Origin of the sequence: Acinetobacter sp. ACNIH2 (assembly GCF_002934965.1) — a bacterium.
GTDB lineage: Bacteria > Pseudomonadota > Gammaproteobacteria > Pseudomonadales > Moraxellaceae > Acinetobacter > Acinetobacter tandoii.
On the sequence record NZ_CP026412.1, the window covers coordinates 884,826 to 902,129 of the forward strand.

Consider the following 17,304-nt stretch of genomic DNA (forward strand, 5'->3'; position numbering starts at 1 on the left):
TTAAAATACAATAAAGCCAGCCCAATTGGACTGGCTTTAAATCTGATCTGTGCTGCTAAAGAATTAGGACTTCACTTTCTGGATTTTCGCATAGTCAAGTAATACATTCGCAGCTTCGGTCACAAATGCTTCCTCTTCAGGCAATGCAGGACGTTGTGTTGCTTTCATTTTAGCACGAGACTCCGCTAATGCATCTAGAGATGCTTGATAGCTCTCCCAATTTGCATATGGCTTTTGACCTGTTGCCTGACGACGCTGATTTTCTGCATGTAAAGTTTCTTGCTCTAGTGCAATCAACTCAGCCTTACGTTGTTCAATGTCCAACACGATACGTTTTTGCTCATCCGACTTTTTCGCAATCGCTTTACGCTGTTCCAAATATTTGAACTGTGGCTCGACACTCACGCGTTGTTCAGAAGCTTGATCAAGTTGTTGTACATAAGGTTTAACCGAACCTTCACGCTTGAATGGTGCTGTTGGAATTGTATCCCATTTCAAGGCATTCTTCGCTTTACGCTCACCAAACTCTTCGTTATAAATATCCACCAACGTTACATCTGGAATGACACCTTTGTTTTGTGTGCTTCCACCTGTAACACGGTAGAACTTACGTTGAGTCAAGGTCGCCTGCCCATAAGCCAAACTATCCAGTTGAACTTGCGCAGTTCCCTTACCTGTGGTGGTGCTACCAATCACAATGCCACGTTCATAATCTTGAATCGCAGCAGAGTAAATTTCACTCGCCGAAGCAGAAGCCAAATTAACTAATACTGCCAGTGGACCAGCATAGGTTTGCGCGCCACCATCATCATCTTCAAACACGCTTACATTGCCATTGCCATCACGAATTTGTACCACTGGACCCGACTTAATCACCTGCCCTAACATACGTGCTACTTCTTCCAAAGAGCCACCTGGGTTATTACGCAAATCAATAATGATACCTTCTACATTTTTCGTTTGTAGGTCTTTCAGGGCATTATTGGTATCTTCAGACACTGAACGGTATTCATTGCCTGCACGACGTGCGCGATAATTCAAATAGAAAGACGGAATTTCAATGACACCCATACGGTGCACTTTGCCATCACGTTTCACTTCGACCACGCGTGAACGCACCCCTGCATCTTCTTCCTGAATCACATCACGTACAATCGTCACATTGCGTGCTTGGCTCATTGAAGCACCTGTTGCCAACAAGCGTACAGTTACTTTGGTTCCACGTTTACCACGAATCAATCCCACAATTTCATTGCTTGGCCAACCCACAACATCTATCATTTTTTCGCCATCTTGTGCCACACCAATAATGCGGTCACCCGACTTCACTTGTCCTGTTTTGCTTGCAGGCCCACCATCTACAATAGTTTCAATCTTGGTATAGTCTTCATTACCACGTTCTGGACGAATAGATACCCCAATCCCTTCCAACTGCAAAGTCGTTTGACGGTTCAATTCCATCGCATCGACAGGTGGGAAATAGTTGCTGTGCGGATCATAGGTCAGCATCATTGCATTTAAGGTTTTATCTAAAACATCATCACTTTTGGTACGGCTAATTCGTTCCAATTGACGGGTATAGCGTTTGGTCAACGTCTGAACAGGTGTTAAATCTTCTGGGCTGGTTAAATCCTGCCCATTGGCAAGTTCAGGATTATCTTTTAACACTTTTTGCTTAGCCAGTTCTTCTTGTTTGCTGATGGTCAAATTGATGAGTTGTGACACCAGCATTTTGTGCCAATAAGTACGCTGCTCTTGAGTATTTTTAAAATAAGCCGCTTTTTCACGATCAACATCGATGTAGACATTTGGCTGATTCAAGTTTTGCGGTTTTTTCAGCTCTGCCAACATAAACTCATAAAACTGCGCCAAACGCTCACGATATTGGGCATGAATCGCGTAGGGACCTGTTAAATCCCCCGCTTTTAATGCCGCACCAAAGGTCGCCCCATATTGTTTCTTATATTGCTCAACTTCTGAGTTCAGAAAAATCGTATGGTCTGGATCTAAGCTGTCCAGATAAAAATCGAGAATACGATTCGAAGTATCTGCATCCAAACGCATATTTAAATAATGTTGACGGTCAACTAAGGTTGCCAATTGTCGTGAAACCAGCGCTTGTTCTTTTGTTGGCACGACAGATTTTGAGACTACAGCGGTATCGTTGGCTGCAATTGCTTGATTGATTGCGTGTGTGAAAAACAAACCACCAGTCGCAATGGCAACTGCACAAGCTATTGTTTGAAGTTTCATAAATAATTTGTACTTCCTTGGTTTTTGACCAAAATTACTGCTTCGTTATTCAACATGAATGGTGCAGATTCAACATCTTAAACAACTAAATATGTTTATGTCGTGTAGTTTTATCATAATCTGTGCTGACAAAATGTAGCAAATCATTGCAAAATTCGGGTATTGTTTCGCGGAAGCTGATCCCTTCAGCCTCTTTATTTAAATAATTCAAACACGGACACCGATATGATTGGCGCATTGATGCTAGACATCGCTGGCACAGAACTTACCCAAGAAGATATTGAACTATTGCAAGCTCCGCAAGTCGGTGGCGTTATTTTATTTGCACGAAATATTCAGTCCCCACAACAAGTCCGTGCACTGACCGATCATATGCGTCAAATTCGTCCTGAAATTTTAATTGCGGTCGATCAGGAAGGCGGTCGTGTACAACGTTTAAAACAAGGCTTTACCCTACTTCCTGCAATGGGCCGCTTTGGTGAGTTATACCAGACTAATGCTGAGCAGGCATTAGACCTTGCTGAACAATGCGGCTGGCTCATGGCAACTGAAGTTTTGGCTGTTGGGATTGATTTTAGCTTTGCACCTGTACTCGACTTAAACGACATTAGCGATGTGATTGGTGACCGTGGTTTTGCCAAGAACATGCAAGACATTGTGCCACTTGCCAGTGCTTTTCTGAAAGGCATGAAACGTGCAGGTATGGCTTCAACAGGCAAACACTTTCCTGGGCATGGCTCAGTGAAGGCAGACTCACATGTCGCGGCTGCCATTGATTCACGTCCCTATGCCGAAATCTTTGCTAAAGACATGCAAAGTTTTATTCAACTGATGCCGCAACTCGATGCCCTTATGCCTGCTCATGTAATTTATGATCAGGTCGATCCGAACCCAGCAGGCTTCTCTGAGTTCTGGATTCAAAACATTCTTCGTCAAGAGTTAAAGTTTGATGGCGTACTGTTCTCTGACGACTTAAGCATGCAAGCGGCCTGTGTTGCAGGCGGTGCCGATGCTCGCATTCAAGCTGCACTGAAAGCAGGCTGTGATATGGGGCTGGTATGTAATGATCGTGCTGCACAATGTATTGCTTTGGCAGGCATGACTGAACTGCCTCTACCAAATCAGCAACGTTTAGAACGTATGCGCGGGAAAATCCCGAATATTCAAATTGGTGAAACTTTAGCGCTGGGTGCTGAATGGCAACGTGTCAGAGACAACATTACCGCCTTTAGAAATGCTAACTAACTATTCGACGGAAGGAGCACCACAAAGTGCTCCTTTTTCATTATGATGTAAGCACTTTCAGCAACTATTGCTGTACTAAAATCAAAACAAAAAAGTAGGTCAGGAAGACATGTCAGAAGGACTTTCACAACATCGCCATATCTCTTTTACAGCCCATTACACAGGTTATATTTGGTATCAAATGGGGATTTCAAATGCAGTTTTTGCCACTGCCAAAGGTAAATTTTTAGCAAAACTGGTGCATCCATTAGAGTCTTGGGCAGAACGCTATGTAGGGGGAAGTATGCGCAGCACCTTAAAGCAACGCCACCGCATGATTGATGAACATCTTTATCAATTGATTGCCCAGCACCCGCAACTACAAGTCTTAGAAATTGCATGTGGGCTTTCACCGCGCGGTTGGAGTTTCCGTCGCAAGTTTCCTAATTTGGTCTATCGAGAATTAGACTTACCCGAAATGGCACACGTCAAAACTCAAGCACTGCAACAACTTGAATCCAATAGCCCTCAGGTACTGAGTGCTGATATTTTTAGCGATGAATTTTCTCAGGTTTTTCAAAAATTTGACACGCGCTTTCCACTGGTAGTAATTAGTGAAGGGCTGATTAACTATTTTGATAAAACCTCATTGGCACAATTATTCCAAGCCATCAACAACAACGGGAAGCATTTTCCCGAAATCCACTATCTCAGCGATATTTATCCTGAACCCGTCAAAAATAAATTGGCACATATCATTTGGAGCAGCAGCAAACTGTTAAAAATGATGTCTCGTAGTGCCTTTAGTTTTCACTTTACTCAACCAAATGAGCTTCAGATTTTTTTGCAAGATGCGGGTTTTCAAACATCATCTGTCATTCAACCCAAACTCTATTTCCAAGTGCAAACAGATGAAACCACATCGGAAGAACATCTTGGCGATCTGGTCTGGATGCTACACGCCACAAGTAAACCCCGTACCTTACATCCCTATTTAAAACATTAAAACAAAAGGGGGAGCTGTTTATAGCTCCCCCTTTCATTGATCCTTGATTACAAATTTAGGGTCACAAGATTTTAAGCACTTGCCGACATCATCAAGGCTTGCTGGCGTTGAATATAGCGCAGTAGACGTTCTGCCACGTCAAAACTGCCATGCTTAAATAAGGCACGAACATGTGTTTCACCGATCTCAAAGATTAAACATTCAATCGTAAAAGAACCCTCTTCATCGTGCAGATGTAAAGCTAAATCACGTGGATATTGCGCAGCGATTTGACTGTCACCTTGGGTAAAATTGAGTTTTAAACCAAAGAAATTCATATCTTCAATTTCAGTTGATAACTGTAAATCTGAATGACGATGAGTTAAATGAGTAAATGGTTGACTCACCTGAATTCTTGCTTCGCCTCGACGTTCCATGGTAAATAACTGCGCTCGAGTCATATTCAGAATACCATCTAACTGCTGAATAGATTCGCCACGCAAATAAGTTGCGAATAAATGCATGGTTTCTTTGCGGCGTTGTAATTGTGGCACATGATCCGCGTTGGCAATCATGGCAAATTCCATATCAGGACATTGCAAGGCAAAATTGGCATTTTCATAAGGCAAGGTGAAACTATCATATTGACCACATGCAACCAAAACCTTACAGCTCGGAATCGGTACATCAGTTAAACGTAGCAAGCGATTACAGTTAATTTCATAGCGTTCTTGCTCGGTCGCAGTAAATTCTGCCATCTGCCGAAAGAACAACCGTTTTGCCGTTGGTGACATTCGCGTCACATCTAATTTGGCATGATTCACCAAATACAAAATGACTGCCTGACCGAATTCCTCCATACGCTGTTCTTGCATTAAAAATAAGGATTCTTCGAGTAACATGCGCCAGCTTTTACGTGTTTTTTGCATCACCCCCATCAAAATCATGCGATCAATCAATTCTGGACGTAAATCTGCCAAACCCGATGCCAATACTGAACCTAAAGACATCCCCATGACCGAAACACGCTTTAGCCCGACAATATCCAACCACTGTCCCAACATGACTGCGAGATCACTTAACTCTAATGTCCCTGCCGAAAGCCCCGTGCCGACATTAGTAATTTGCTGATTTGCGCCCATAGAAGGTAAATCGATTAAAATGACAGGTCCTGCGGCAAACAGTTGCTCTACACAATATTTATAAGAGTTAAAATTTTGGAATGCGCCACCAATAATCACAATCGGGGTACGGTGAAGTGTTTCAGGTTCAGCAATCGCCATATACTCGATTTTCCATCCATCTATCCAAGTGGTTCGAGCTGGCTGTTTAAAGCTGTGCTTATTATATAAATCAAAAAAACCATGACGGTTTATTGATGACTGTAATTCCGCGTCCAATTGGATAATGGAATTCATATTCCTTGCCTCCATCCTTGTCTTATTTTTATTTTGCAAGACACTACTTAATGCAACGTATGTGCCCATTTTTAAGCACAAACTCATTCTATTTTTGTGTAAGACGTCAATGTCATTATCGCTTGTCATCATATACAAAGGTTGTTTTTAGGCGCAACTCATTCCATGACCGCTTGTCTTTTTTTGCCCTAAAAGCGATAGGATGCATCCTGTACGCTAAAGTTTTATCTATTTTCACTGAGATACTTCATTGTCAGTACACAGGCTGTTACTATCGGAACTGAAATTTCTAAGTGATCAAACCGCCATGCAAGAGTCGATTGAACAATATATGCAAACGGTAGGACAACAAGCACGCCAAGCTTCACGCGTGTTAGCAAGCGCTTCTACCCAAACTAAAAACAATGCTTTGTCAGCAATTTACACAGCATTACAGAACAATGAGTCTGCGATTTTAGCGGCCAACCAAATAGACATGGATAAAGGCCGTAACAATCAATTAGACAGTGCATTACTTGATCGCTTAGAACTTACCCCCACACGCTTTAAAGCTATGTTACAAGGTCTGAAAGATGTCATCAGTCTGGTCGATCCGATTGGTGAAATCACAGATTTAGCCTACCGCCCTACTGGCATTCAAATTGGCAAAATGCGCGTACCTCTGGGTGTGGTCGGCATGATTTATGAGTCGCGCCCAAACGTGACCTTGGAGGCCGCTTCACTCGCCTTGAAGTCAGGTAATGCCATTATTTTACGTGGTGGTTCTGAAGCATTAGAATCGAATAAGGCCATTGCAGCTGCTATTCAGCACGGACTTAAAGCATCAGGTTTGCCTGAAACTTCAGTTCAAGTGATTAATACAACAGATCGTGCAGCAGTAGGTCATTTGATCACCATGTCGGAATATGTGGATGTGATTGTTCCACGTGGAGGCAAAGGGTTAATCGAACGTATTACCAATGAAGCCCGTATTCCTGTAATTAAACATTTAGATGGCAACTGCCATGTTTTTGTTGAAGCACAAGCAGATTTACTCAAGGCGCTACCGATTGCACTCAATGCAAAAACTCATCGCTATGGCGTGTGTAATGCCATGGAAACCCTCTTGGTTGATGAGAACGTTGCCGAAGAGTTTTTACCGCGCATTGCAGAGCTGTATGCAGAGAAAAATGTTGAACTGCGTGGTTGCGCTGAAACACAACGTATTTTAGGTTCAGGAGTTAAACCTGCGAGTGAAGAAGACTGGTATACCGAATATTTAGGCCCAATTTTGGCAATCAAAGTAGTATCAGGAATGGATGAAGCCATTGATCATATTAACAAATATGGTTCACACCATACCGATGCCATCATTACCGAAAACTTCAGCTTGGCGCGTCAATTCCTTGCTCGTGTTGACTCTAGCTCAGTAATGGTGAATGCCTCTACTCGTTTTGCTGATGGCTTTGAATATGGTCTAGGCGCTGAAATCGGCATTTCCACCGACAAGATTCATGCGCGTGGCCCAGTCGGTCTGGAAGGTCTGACTTCGCAAAAATGGATTGTGTTAGGCGACGGTCAAATTCGCCAATAATTCCTCTCTATCTAAAGTATTTTTAAGTGTTCAGTTTCAGCCATGAAGCTGAACACAGCGACTACACTATCCCCACCCTAAATCTTGTAACATGATAAAAAAAATTGAAAAAGATAAAAGGGAAATCGCATGTTTTACTATTTGATCATTTGTACCTTTTTACTGGCATTACTGGTTTCTTTTACGGTAATGAAAATTTTTTCCAATTCGATTAATGCTATTCTGGCGCGCATTATTCACGATCCAATCCATGAAGCTTGGGCAAAATACACCAAATTTGCCGGTATGGTGGTCGGAACATCCTCAGGCATTCGTATTTACGATATGGAAAAATACATCACGCCGCTGACTTATACCGAAAATGACAAAAAAATTGTGATTGAACTGACTCAAGAACGCTGGGTACTGGAAATTTACCGTACGATCATCGAAACCTTACAAGGTCTGGCTTGGATGATGTTGGTCTTTTTTATGGTGGCATTAATTGCCTATGTCATTGTACGCTGGTCAGAAATCAAGTATCAAAACTAAGCATAAAAACAACACTTAGCTCCTGCTCAAAATTCATTTCTCATGCTAGTGTTAAAGATGTACAGCAAGGAAAATTTAGGTCTGAGCACTATTTCATTAATAAATGAAAACTATCAACCTATAAATTTTATTTATTATTATTTCACTGGTCGATAGTGCTTAAGTCTAATCTCCTAAAGTCTATCTAGGACAGAAAATCAACACATGATAAAACATTATTACTGATCTGGATTGCATTGATAAGTACTGCATAAAGATCACTTTAGGGACGACTTATTTCAATTAAAATTCGGGTATATAAACGTGTCTACATCAGTATTAGTAATTAACTGCGGCTCATCTTCAATTAAATATGCTCTTGTTTCAGAGCGCCGTGAAGATCGTATTTTTGGTTTGGCAGAAAACTTAGGCTCTGCTGAAGCCCGCATTAAAGGTGTCACTGTTGGTGGCGCACCACTAGAACTGTCTATTCCCCATGCTGATCACGAAAAAGCATTAGAAACAATTTTAGAGCGTCTTTCTCACTATAACCCTCAAGCCATTGGTCATCGCGTTGTACATGGTGGTACATTGACCAAAGCTGAATTACTCACCCCAGAAATTATTGAACGTATTCGTGAAGCGACGCCGCTTGCACCGCTTCACAACCCTGCACATCTTGTTGGCATAGATGCAACGATGCGTTTATTCCCTGAATTGCCACAAGTTGCAGTATTTGATACTGCATTCCACCAAACTATGCCTGCACATGCTTACCGCTATGCAGTGCCTAAATTTTTATACACTGAACACAATGTTCGTCGCTATGGCTTCCACGGCACTAGCCACGCTTATGTGTCTGAACGTGGTTCAGAATTGGCAGGTAGCTTAAAACAAGGCGGCTGGTTGACAGCTCACTTAGGTAACGGTAGCTCGACTTGTGCCATCTGGAATGGTCAAAGTGTTGACACCTCTATGGGTTTAACGCCACTCGAAGGTATTGTGATGGGTACCCGTAGTGGTGATGTAGACCCAAGTTTACACAGCTTCTTGGCAGCTAACCTTGGTTGGGATGTCTATAAAATTGACAAGATGCTAAACAAAGAAAGTGGCTTACTCGGTTTATCTGACAATTTGTCTAACGATATGCGCACCTTGATTGAAGCCTCTGAACAAGGCAATGAAGATGCGACTTTGGCTATTGAAGTGTTCTGCTATCGCCTTGCAAAATCTTTAGCTGGACTTAGCTGTGGCTTACCTCGTTTAGATGGTTTATTCTTCACCGGTGGCATTGGTGAAAACTCTGCTTACATCCGTGAAAAAACCATGGCTTACTTACCGCACTTCGGTTTTAACTTGAACAAAGAACAAAATAACAACCTCAAACGTGGTACTGAAGGCCGCATTGATGCAGGGACTGGCCCACAAATTTGGGTGATTCCAACCGATGAAGAAGGTCGTATCGCAAAAGAGACAGCAATTGTTGTCGACAATGAGGTTAATCAGACAACTGCAAAAAAGCCTGAATCAACTGCCGCGATTGCTTAAGCAATCGCGCCTTGACTGCCTTTCCTTTTTTTAATGAATACATAACGACTATGAAAACAATTCTTTTAGTCCCAACTGGTGAAGGCGTTGGCCTAACATCGGCATGTTTAGGTTTAAGTTATGCTTTAGAATGCCAAGGTGTTAAAGCGGGCTTTCTTAAACCTTTTTCTCAAGAAACTAAAATTGAAGCTGATCGCACCAGTGCACTTTTTCAGCATCTTACCAAAAGTGAAACAGTTGAACCTATTCCTTATGCAACCGTCACTCAGCAATTAAACTGTGGCGAAAGTGATGAATTACTCGAAGAAGCCGTTCGTCTACATCGTCAAATTGCGAAAAAACATGACATCATTATCGTTGAAGGGTTATTACCAAATGCACGTGATGCTTTTGCCTCTGAACTGAACTCTGCTTTAGCAAAAGCCTTAGATGCAAAAGTCATCATCGTGAGTAATGCAGATATTCATAAAGCCTCTGCATCAGCGGAAAAAGTTGAAGCTCAACTACGTCATTTTGGTGGCGCATCAAGTGACCGTACTGCTGGGGTGCTATTCATGCGCACCAAAGGCTTGCCTGAAGGTTCTGCGCAAATTCCATTAACCTTCGATCCAAGCCTACGCTTAGTAAGTGATACCAACAAATTTGTAGCAGATATTCAAAAAACTCATGCCCATATTGGTACAGCGCAGTTACCTGTGATTGGTCTGGTACCATTCAGCAACACACTGAGTGTACCGCGCATGTCTGATTTGGCAGCCAATTTACAAGCTGAATGGATTAGCCAAGGTGAAGCCTTACAACGCCGTGTTCTACACAGCAGCCTGATTGCAGCCAATATTGAACACGAACTGGATAAGTTTGTTGCAGGCGAATTAATTATTAGTGCTTCAGACCGTATTGATGTTTTGCTGGCAAGTGGCTTAGCCAGCAGTAATGGAACGCCGCTTGCAGGTCTATTATTGACTGAACATCATGCACCTAATAGCCAAATTCTAGATTTCTGCCAAGCTGCAATTAAACAAGGCTTACCGATCTTACACACTTCACTCAGTACGTTTGAAACAGCGCAAAGCTTAATGAACTTAAGCAATGAAATTCCAGTGGATGACACTGAACGTGCAGAGCAAGTCACTCGCTTTGTCTCAAGTCATATTAATGAAGAATGGTTAGCTCAGCTTTTGAAGGGTGCTTATAATCCACGCCTCTCTCCTTCTGCTTTCCGCCATGAACTGGTACAAAAATCTATTCATGCCAAAAAGCGTATTGTGTTACCTGAAGGTGATGAACCACGTACGATTCAAGCCGCTGCAATTTGCCAATCACGTGGCATTGCCCATTGTATTCTTTTGGCTAAGCCAGAAGCTGTGGTTGAAGTCGCGAAAGCACGTAATATCGAATTACCATTTGACCTTGAAATTATTGACCCAGATCTGATTCGTGAAAACTATGTCGGGCAAATGGTCGAGTTACGTAAAGGCAAAATCAACGAATTACAAGCCCGTGAACAATTACAAGACACCGTCGTTTTAGGCACCATGATGTTGGCGCTCGATCAAGTCGATGGTTTGGTTTCTGGCGCAGTACATACTACAGCCAATACAGTTCGCCCTGCATTCCAGTTGATCAAAACTGCACCTGAATATTCTTTGGTTTCTTCAGTGTTCTTTATGCTGTTACCTGATGAAGTCTACGTATACGGTGACTGTGCAATTAATCCAGATCCAGATGCGGAACAACTAGCAGAAATTGCCATTCAATCCGCAGACTCGGCAAAAGCTTTTGGTATTGACCCGCGTATTGCCATGATTTCCTACTCTACTGGAACTTCGGGTGCAGGTGCAGATGTCGAGAAAGTTGCTCAAGCAACTGCCATTGCAAAACAACGCCGCCCTGACTTACTGATTGATGGTCCTTTACAATACGATGCAGCATCTGTTGAAAGTGTTGGTCGCTCGAAAGCGCCGGAATCTAAAGTTGCGGGCCGCGCCAATGTATTTATTTTTCCAGATTTAAATACAGGTAATACCACCTACAAAGCAGTACAACGTTCTGCCAATGTTGTAAGCGTCGGCCCAATGTTGCAAGGTTTGAACAAACCTGTGAATGACTTGTCCCGTGGTGCGTTGGTGGATGATATTGTGTTCACAATTGCACTTACTGCGATTCAAGCCGAACAACAAGTTGAAGCCAAAGCTAGCAAAGCTTCTTAAACAATTTTCCAGTTTTCCAGACCACTCTTTCGAGAGTGGTTTTTTTGTGGAAAATTTAATATCCGATCCAAAAATCATTTTTTCTTTTTCAGAATTAAAGTGTAGAAATGCCAGAATTTCAGAGTCCCATTTGCCAAGGGCTTATAGCCTTTCAGCTCATCCATCCATAAAATCTCAAATTCTTTTGAAAACTTCTGTTCAAGCTGTCGACGCTCAAAACCAGCAAATTGTGTAGATTCTTGTACTACCCAAGTATCGTCCTTTCCCAACACTTGAAGTAAAAATATTCCCTCTGGGAATAATGCATTCGAAATTTTTTCTAAAACATAGTCCACCCTATGTGGAGCACAGAAAAACAAGCTAAATAAAGCAATAATTAAACTCGCTCTAGGAAATTCATAGCTTTCAAAACGGTCAAGGGCAAAAATAAAATTATTATGCTCTGCAAATTTTTGAAGACAGATATCCCTTGCCTGAACAGATGGATCAAAGGCGTGCACTATAAAATTCTGCTGGAGCAGAAATGTGGATTCATTTCCCGCACTACATCCACAATCGATCGCTATTTTGGGGAGATCATCAAAATAACTCAATGCTTTGTCTAAAATAGGGCGATGCGGTAAGTTTTGAGTCAGCTCAGCAAAAGAAGTATCCATATATTCTTATTTATTATTAAAATTACCAAAACAGGATAATACAACTTTCATGCCATAATCAGATTTCATCTTCTCAATTAAGAGAGTGGAAATTTCCGTAAAAACTCAGATTGGATACCCAATACATCCAAGTTAATTCTTCAAAAAAATCTCCTATTGGCTCCCCTTTTGTGCCAACCACACTGTATGTTCCGTACATTCAGGATCTTCTACCACCATATTCAGCACCTCAAAGCCATATTGAGCCAATAAATGACGATATTCTTCTGGGGCTAAACTGGCATGATATAAAGGCTCTCCAAACAGCTCTCCGATTGCCTCTCCATGTGCAGGACCACTAGTAAACATCAATATTGTTCCCTGTTTGGCATGTCGTGCAAATTGCGCAAACATCTGCCGTTGATCGTCTTGCGTCAAATGAAAAAAGCTGTCCCACGCCAAAATTGCATCAAATTTTTGCGCTAAATTAAATTGCCGCATATCCGCCTGAAGCCACATTTGTTCAGGAAAGTTTGCTCGTGCCATTTGTAACATTAGCTCGGAACTATCTACCCCTGTAATTGCGCAACCCTGTTCAATTAAATAAGTAGCAAGCGGTTTCCCCGACCCACAGCCTAAATCCAGAACATTTGCCTGATCTGGCAGCAAAGCCAACATGCGATCTAACCACACTTTTTCAAATAACCATTCTCCACGCAATGCCACCCATTCGCGGGCGTATTTCCGATAAAGCTCAATAATATTTTTTGATAAATGATTGTTTGGCATCACGTTTCTTATTTATGTTAAAGACATGAATGATATTCTTTATAATTTGTACAAAACTCAGCTTTGTTTTGAAAGTTGCATACTCTTTGACTGTGGCATTTTAACAAAGAAAATTGCGTTACCAGATAAAATTAGCACCACCCCAATCATTGCATTCCAATGCCATTGATAACTTTCCCACACCGTTGAAATCACTAAAGCCACCAACGGAAATAACAAAGTACTATAGGCTGCTTTGCCCGAACCAATACGCCCCACCAAATAGAAATAAGCAGTAAAACCAATCACTGAACCAAAAATTGCTAAATAAATTAAAGCCGAAATTGCACTTAAAGGCATTGTTGGGAAAAAGTCGTCCTGTTGTACACATGAAATCAATGTCATTAAAAAAGCACCATACAACATACCGTAGGCATTGGTCGTAAAAATATCCAATCCATTTTTCTGATGGCGTGTACTAATCATATTACCCAGCGAGAAGCCATAGGTTCCGATCATACACAGTGATATCCCAAGTAAAGTTTGACTATTTAATGTAGTGCCAATCACATCCTGCCAAAACAAAGCAACAATCCCGAGCACTCCAAGTAAAGCCGCAGGATAGAATCGAGACGGAATTTGCTGTGCAAAAAATAGTTTGGCATTCAAAGTGTTGAAGATGACCGCCATGGAAAAAATCACGGCTTCTAAGCCACTGCTGACATATTGCACTGCATAATAAAAACAGACAAAGTTAAAACCAAAAATACAGCAGGCCTGTAACATGCAAAACAGATGATCTTTCACTGTCAGTTTTTGCAATTTACGCCAAAAGGCAATAAAAGCAAACAAGACAATTGCTGAAATAAAAAAACGCCAGAACACCGCCACATTGGCAGATATACCGCTTTGTTGTTGCAGACTAATGGCAATCCATGTTGTGCCCCAAATTACCACAACCAAAGCATATAAAAGCGCATTCATTCAATTTCAACCCAAGCTAATGATCTTAAGCACATTATCTCGAAACAAAGACACTCAATACTTGCAGCTTCTTGCGGTCACTATCATCAACTTGTGATTTTTTTTACCGAATTTTGCCTACGGATGACAAGACCGAATAGAAGTCCTACACTAGTTACTCAATTTGGCACTGCGTGTAGAAGATGAAATATCAGATTCTAGATCAATTACAACAACACAAAGCCCAACTTCTCGACTCAGTCGAATTGGGTTCAGGCATGCAGCTCGCCATGTGGCAAAATAACCAAGACTGCGTACAGGTCTGTAGCAATCACCACACTTTAAGTATGTACATTCAGGGTGGATATCACAGTTATCAAAAGACCGCGCGCGGTTGGCAGAATGGTGGTGGACCCGACCATATGTGTCTGTTACCACAGGATTTTGACTCAACATGGGATCTACGTGATCCACTGACCTTCGTGCATTTGTACTACACTGAACAACACTTAAAACGCGTGGCAGAACAAGTCTGGGACCGTGAACCAAGCCAAATACAGTTAAATCCACAAAGTTTTGTCGCCGATCCACAAATTGCGATGATTTATCGACACTTTTTACTCAATAGTGCCTGGCAAAACCGTGAAAACCATTTGCAGATGAGTACTGCCACCACGCTACTGCTTAACCATTTAATTAAAAATTATAGTCATACTGAGTGGCAAGCTCCTGAAGTCAAAGGGGGCCTATCACCTTATATCCTTAAACAACTTTTACAATGGATTGATCAGCATCTACATTTAAGTTTAACCCTGTCCGATTTAGCAGAACAAACCCAGCTCAGTGAGTATCACTTTGCGCATATGTTTAAACAGTCCATGCATATGCCACCGCATCAATATGTGATGCTACGACGACTGGAATTGGCACATCAGACATTACAAACCACCACTGCCACGATCACAGAAGTTTCTACGCAATATGGATTTAGTTCCAGCAGCCATTTTAGTCATCGTTTTAAAAACCACTTTGGCTATTCGCCTTCGCAAATGCTGAAAATGGGAAAAACCTCGTCTTTAAAAGAGACATTTGAAGATTTGAAGATTTGAAGATTTGAAGATTTGAAGATTTGAAGATTTGAAGATTTGAAGATTTGAAGATTTGAAGATTTGAAGATTTGAAGATTTGAAGATTTGAAGAAAGCTTAAAACAAAAAAAGAAGATAAAGCTTAAGCCTGATCTTCTTTTTGACCGTAAAACCATGTTGCAGCAATAAAACAACTAAAACCAACAACCATTAGAATTGCAGATGTCATAACAAAATGCTCTATTTTGGAATGCGCTTATTATGTGAAGTTTTTATGACAAATTTATGACAATCCTGTCATTTTAAAACTCACTCAAATTTTCCACACACTAAAGACAATCAATTCAATATCTTAAGTTTATCTCCTTCAACCATCATTGAACTTTTCAAATGATGGAACCTGTTTACACAAATATCTCTACTGAAAGATGGTGTTCTTGATAACCGATTTTATCCATTAAACTTTAGCCCAAAAATTCAGCAAAACACCCACAACCGTAACGTTATACCTTATAATTTAGCCCGCTAGCTAACAGCCCGCTCAAGAGATATTTGATATGACAACTATTATCAAGCAAGATGACTTGATCACTTCGGTCAAGGACGCGCTTCAATTCATTTCGTACTATCACCCACAAGACTTCATCCAAGCGATGAGCCGTGCGTACGACCGTGAAGAAAACAAAGCTGCGAAAGACGCCATTGCACAAATCTTGATTAACTCTCGTATGTGTGCAGAAGGTCATCGTCCAATCTGCCAAGATACTGGTATTGTTAACGTATTTGTTGAAGTGGGCATGGATGTTAAATTTGATTTAACCATGAGCCTCGATGATGCAATTAATGAAGGTGTACGCCAAGGTTACTTAGAGAACTCAAACGTACTTCGTGCATCTGTTTTAGCTGATCCTGCTTTTGGTCGTAAAAACACCAAAGACAACACCCCTGCTGTGATTTATCACAAACTTGTTCCAGGCAACAAAGTAGATATTACGGTTGCTGCCAAAGGTGGCGGTTCCGAAAACAAATCTAAGCTTGCCATGCTTAACCCATCTGACTCAATTGTAGACTGGGTACTTAAAACTGTTCCGACTATGGGTGCAGGCTGGTGTCCTCCAGGTATGCTCGGTATTGGTATTGGTGGTACTGCTGAAAAAGCCATGATGCTTGCAAAAGAATCACTCATGGAAGAACTCAACATGGACGAATTACTTCGTCGTGGTCCACAGAACAAACTTGAAGAACTTCGTATCGAAATCTTCGAAAAAGTGAATGCTCTTGGTATTGGTGCGCAAGGTCTTGGCGGTTTAACTACCGTTCTTGATATTAAAATCAAAGACTACCCTTGCCACGCTGCAGGCAAACCAGTCGGCATGATTCCAAACTGTGCAGCCACTCGTCATGCGCACTTCCAATTAGATGGTTCAGGTGTTGCACACATTCAAGCACCAAAACTTGAAGACTACCCTTCTGTGACTTGGGATTCTTCAAGTTCTAAACGTGTTGACCTAGATACGATTACTCAAGAAGAAATGAACGCATGGCAACCAGGCGACACATTATTGCTTAACGGTACAATCTATACAGGTCGTGACGCTGCGCACAAACGTATGGTTGACATGTTGAACAATGGTGAAGAGCTTCCAGTTGACCTTAAAGGTAAATTCATTTACTACGTTGGCCCTGTCGATCCTGTAGGCGATGAAGTGGTTGGTCCTGCTGGTCCAACAACAGCAACGCGTATGGACAAGTTCACTCGCCAAGTTTTAGAAGCGACTGGTATGTTCGGTATGATTGGTAAAGCTGACCGTGGTCCAGCGGCAGTTGAAGCCATCAAAGATAACAAAGCAACTTACCTTATGGCTGTAGGTGGTGCGGCTTACCTTGTTTCTAAAGCAATTCGTGAAGCCGAAGTGGTTGCCTTTGCTGACTTAGGTATGGAAGCAATCTACAAATTTGTTGTGAAAGATATGCCTGTATCGGTTGCGGTTGATGTGAATGGTACATCGGTACATGCAACTGCACCGAAAATCTGGCAAGCGAAAATTGGTAAAATTCCTGTAGTGGATGCTGCAGCAGGCTAAACCCTAAGTTTTGCTTTTTTCAATACCCTTAACATGCTAAGGTCTT

At 41.7% G+C, this 17,304-nt stretch carries 13 protein-coding genes; 8 read left to right on the forward strand and 5 right to left on the reverse strand.

Going from position 1 to position 17,304, the window contains the following annotated elements; genetic code table 11:
- Positions 1-63: 63 nt before the first annotated feature.
- Positions 64-2,253: a carboxy terminal-processing peptidase gene (locus tag C3F34_RS04100; protein WP_044738700.1), complete on the reverse strand. Its 2,190-nt coding sequence runs from the start codon at positions 2,251-2,253 to the stop codon at positions 64-66.
- A gap of 225 nt (positions 2,254-2,478) precedes the next feature.
- Between C3F34_RS04100 and nagZ the strand changes: the two genes are divergently transcribed.
- Positions 2,479-3,498, forward strand: coding sequence for a beta-N-acetylhexosaminidase (gene nagZ, locus C3F34_RS04105; protein ID WP_016168214.1), 1,020 nt, complete (start codon positions 2,479-2,481; stop codon positions 3,496-3,498).
- Between the two features lie 109 nt (positions 3,499-3,607).
- Positions 3,608-4,483: a class I SAM-dependent methyltransferase gene (locus C3F34_RS04110; RefSeq protein WP_044738699.1), complete on the forward strand. Its 876-nt coding sequence runs from the start codon at positions 3,608-3,610 to the stop codon at positions 4,481-4,483.
- Between the two features lie 71 nt (positions 4,484-4,554).
- Here the strand turns inward: C3F34_RS04110 and C3F34_RS04115 are convergent, their stop codons facing one another.
- Positions 4,555-5,880 (reverse strand): alpha/beta fold hydrolase, encoded by a 1,326-nt coding sequence (locus tag C3F34_RS04115; protein ID WP_104441117.1) that lies wholly within the window; start codon positions 5,878-5,880, stop codon positions 4,555-4,557.
- 307 nt (positions 5,881-6,187) lie between these two features.
- Between C3F34_RS04115 and C3F34_RS04120 the strand changes: the two genes are divergently transcribed.
- The 4 genes from C3F34_RS04120 (at position 6,188) to pta (ending at position 11,721) form a co-directional block, all read left to right on the forward strand.
- Positions 6,188-7,453: a glutamate-5-semialdehyde dehydrogenase gene (locus C3F34_RS04120; RefSeq protein ID WP_104441118.1), complete on the forward strand. Its 1,266-nt coding sequence runs from the start codon at positions 6,188-6,190 to the stop codon at positions 7,451-7,453.
- 129 nt (positions 7,454-7,582) lie between these two features.
- The gene (locus tag C3F34_RS04125) at positions 7,583-7,984 is read left to right on the forward strand and encodes a hypothetical protein (protein WP_016168218.1); all 402 of its coding nucleotides are present in this window, start codon (positions 7,583-7,585) and stop codon (positions 7,982-7,984) included.
- A gap of 303 nt (positions 7,985-8,287) precedes the next feature.
- Entirely contained in the window at positions 8,288-9,511 is a 1,224-nt protein-coding gene (locus C3F34_RS04130) for an acetate/propionate family kinase (protein WP_016168219.1), read from the forward strand.
- 50 nt (positions 9,512-9,561) lie between these two features.
- Entirely contained in the window at positions 9,562-11,721 is a 2,160-nt protein-coding gene (gene pta, locus C3F34_RS04135; protein WP_044738697.1) for a phosphate acetyltransferase, read from the forward strand.
- Between the two features lie 74 nt (positions 11,722-11,795).
- On the opposite strand, the gene C3F34_RS04140 is transcribed toward pta, so the two are convergent.
- The 3 genes from C3F34_RS04140 to C3F34_RS04150 form a co-directional block, all read right to left on the reverse strand.
- Positions 11,796-12,377, reverse strand: a complete 582-nt coding sequence (locus C3F34_RS04140) for a class I SAM-dependent methyltransferase (RefSeq protein ID WP_044738696.1) — start codon at positions 12,375-12,377, stop codon at positions 11,796-11,798.
- 153 nt (positions 12,378-12,530) lie between these two features.
- The gene (locus C3F34_RS04145; RefSeq protein ID WP_044738695.1) at positions 12,531-13,145 is read right to left on the reverse strand and encodes a class I SAM-dependent DNA methyltransferase; all 615 of its coding nucleotides are present in this window, start codon (positions 13,143-13,145) and stop codon (positions 12,531-12,533) included.
- Positions 13,146-13,202: 57 nt separating this feature from the next.
- Positions 13,203-14,108: a DMT family transporter gene (locus C3F34_RS04150; protein WP_044738694.1), complete on the reverse strand. Its 906-nt coding sequence runs from the start codon at positions 14,106-14,108 to the stop codon at positions 13,203-13,205.
- 182 nt (positions 14,109-14,290) lie between these two features.
- Here C3F34_RS04150 and C3F34_RS04155 point away from each other — a divergent pair, with 182 nt between their 5' ends.
- Both C3F34_RS04155 and C3F34_RS04160 read left to right on the forward strand, forming a co-directional pair.
- Positions 14,291-15,196, forward strand: coding sequence for a helix-turn-helix transcriptional regulator (locus C3F34_RS04155; RefSeq protein WP_104441119.1), 906 nt, complete (start codon positions 14,291-14,293; stop codon positions 15,194-15,196).
- Positions 15,197-15,731: 535 nt separating this feature from the next.
- Positions 15,732-17,258, forward strand: a complete 1,527-nt coding sequence (locus C3F34_RS04160; RefSeq protein ID WP_016168225.1) for a fumarate hydratase — start codon at positions 15,732-15,734, stop codon at positions 17,256-17,258.
- Positions 17,259-17,304 lie beyond the last annotated feature (46 nt).